We start from the raw sequence: 2,314 nt of genomic DNA, 5'->3' as shown, positions 1-2,314 counted from the left end.
CTCATCTCAACGGCTGATCGCTTGAATTCCAGTGAGTACTGCTTTGTCTTTTTCTGGTTCTTGTAGGCTGGCATTGGGCACCTTCTGTAACGTCAAAAGGTGTCCGTTAAAACGGGGCAAGATCAGAGGTCCGCGTGCTTTGGATTGTTAGCCTACGCTAGCTGCATACTATTGAGCTGACGAAAACTACCGTTTGCAAAAATTGTCTTTGTTGACCCAGTCTTATCAATGCATGAGGACAGTAGGGTCCTAAACAAAGAGAGTAAGTCTGCTGACAACTCGAAAAATGCCTCAACATCACCTTTTTTGATTTTATGGTTTATCACAATTGGCGGCTTAACCCAATCTGCATTTAGTTGAACAATGCATCGAGGTGAAACAGGTCGCCTTTCATATGGAAACCACACACCATGGCTGTGCTGATAGTTTACTGAATTCCTAATTTGGGAGAGCCAATTGCCACAACTACCACTCCCTCCGCGTATCAGCCCTTGTTTGATAGAGGATAAAATATCCGTCGCTTCCAACTTATATTTACTTAATGCAGTGACACCATTTATATCACCGATAATATCGGTAATTAAACTCAAGAAGCAAGCCCAAGTATCTTTGTGTGAGTCTTTATACTTAAAGAAACTTACGGACTCATATCTTTTATCAATCTTAATAGCGTAAAAACCCTTCTCAATATTTCTTTCTCCGCCTGTTTTCCCAAGCAGATCAGCAATTTGAAATAATTTGTTCGCGTGTGCAGGCTCCAACTGACAGCATGAGATACCATACATTCTCATAATGCTGTGAGCTGCAAAAAAAGCTGCATAATAGACGCGAATAATTGCCCATGCACCACTGCTTTTGAACGGTTCATCGAGTCTTACACCTGCCACACTTTCGATAGCTGCCATCGCCATTCGATTGCAGTCGTTAGCCAGAGCTAAAGATAGATTGCTTTTGTCTGTAGTTCTCACCGTAAATGTTGTTGCGGTAATATCTTGGTCAAACCAGTAATTCTGATTCGCTATCCATCCCTTGACATCTAAGCCTTTGGTAGGCTTAACGCCGAACATGTCCAGATGAGTCATTTGAACAAGAACTTTTTGAATAGATTCAGTCACAGCTGGAAATCTTCCTTCAAGCATTCCTCAAGATACTTAACCAACGGTTTGTAGGCTTGCCCTGGCGATCTGATTTTTGCTGGCTTTATATTATTTCCAGCTTTATCCATAAAATAGTAAAAATTGTCCGCCGTATAAATTGCCCCAAAGCGATCTTTTACTTTTGCTGCTATTACTGGAAACAATCCACAAATCGCCTTAAAAACTGTTGTATTGTATATTTGCTCATGAAGGTCATGCTTGATCAAAACTCCTTCATCGAATGAAAGAAAGTAGCTGTTTAAAATTTGGTATATCTCATAAACATCTTTTCCGCCGAAAATTTTCACGAGGGGCTTTATTGCCGTATTAAACGTCGACCTCGTTATTTTTCCAGCTGACTTGCTTGCTGGAGACAATTTCCCAAAAAGACAGCTATCACTTTCTTGAAGAAAAGTATCAAACACCCCCCTCAGAAACTCTTCTTGATCATTTTCGTATTCAGCAAGCTTCTTAATATCAAGGAGCAATTCAGGGGGAACGCCTTTTTGTTTTGAGTTAATATCAATAAAAAGTCGAGTTTCATCACGCTTTGAGAGACCGTCATATATTACAACTGGAACCCTAAAAGCTTTTTTCGCATGCATGAATCCGAACACTCGGTGCTGGCCATCAATAATCAAGAAAGCCTTGCGCAACGGAAGAAAGCTTATGCTCTTTCTTTTGGAATCATATTTAACCTCAGCGTCATCCTGCGCGGACAGCACGATAGAGCTCGGAATTGTCCCAAGACCACTATCAATATAGGCGGCAATCTCTCTTGCTCTTTTTTCATCGAGCTCTCTTTGAAAACCTTCTTTAGGATCTTCGTCTCTCGAAACTACAAAACAGGTCTCTGCCAAAAGCTCACTTGGCAACGTGAGCGAGTAGAAGGTATGGTCACCTTGCCTAACCAAACTTACACTTCCAAAACTAGTTCGTTCTAAAGTCATATTTTATTTCCATAATTCGAAGTGATTTACTCATTTAGTGGGCTAACGCCGCCATAACCGGCTGGAAAGCCGCGCAGCGGATTGCCAGTCCAGCCCACAAGTGTGATCTTGCCCCGCTTTTGCGGACACATTCGTATTATCCATTCTTCGCCTCATACTCTAGTGGACTGAGATAACCCAGACCAGAGTGCAGGCGTGATCGGTTGTAGAAGCCATCAATGTAATCCT

3 protein-coding genes are annotated in these 2,314 nt (G+C 41.8%); all 3 read right to left on the bottom strand.

What is annotated here, in order from left to right; all coding sequences use genetic code 11:
• Positions 1 to 152: 152 nt before the first annotated feature.
• The 3 genes from OUO13_RS14350 to OUO13_RS20090 all read right to left on the bottom strand — a co-directional run bounded on the left by OUO13_RS14350 (position 153) and on the right by OUO13_RS20090 (position 2,306).
• Positions 153 to 1,115, bottom strand: a complete 963-nt coding sequence (locus tag OUO13_RS14350) for a hypothetical protein (RefSeq protein WP_283174593.1) — start codon at positions 1,113 to 1,115, stop codon at positions 153 to 155.
• Complete coding sequence (locus OUO13_RS14345; RefSeq protein ID WP_283174592.1) at positions 1,112 to 2,086, bottom strand: DGQHR domain-containing protein; 975 nt, start codon at positions 2,084 to 2,086, stop codon at positions 1,112 to 1,114. Before OUO13_RS14345 ends, OUO13_RS14350 begins: the two co-directional genes overlap by 4 nt.
• 136 nt (positions 2,087 to 2,222) lie before the next feature.
• Positions 2,223 to 2,306, bottom strand: a complete 84-nt coding sequence (locus OUO13_RS20090; RefSeq protein WP_428982302.1) for a hypothetical protein — start codon at positions 2,304 to 2,306, stop codon at positions 2,223 to 2,225.
• Positions 2,307 to 2,314 lie beyond the last annotated feature (8 nt).

Source organism: Parathalassolituus penaei (genome assembly GCF_026626885.1).
In the GTDB taxonomy this organism is placed as follows: domain Bacteria; phylum Pseudomonadota; class Gammaproteobacteria; order Pseudomonadales; family Oceanobacteraceae; genus Oceanobacter; species Oceanobacter penaei.
This window is presented reverse-complemented; position numbering and strand designations above follow the sequence as displayed.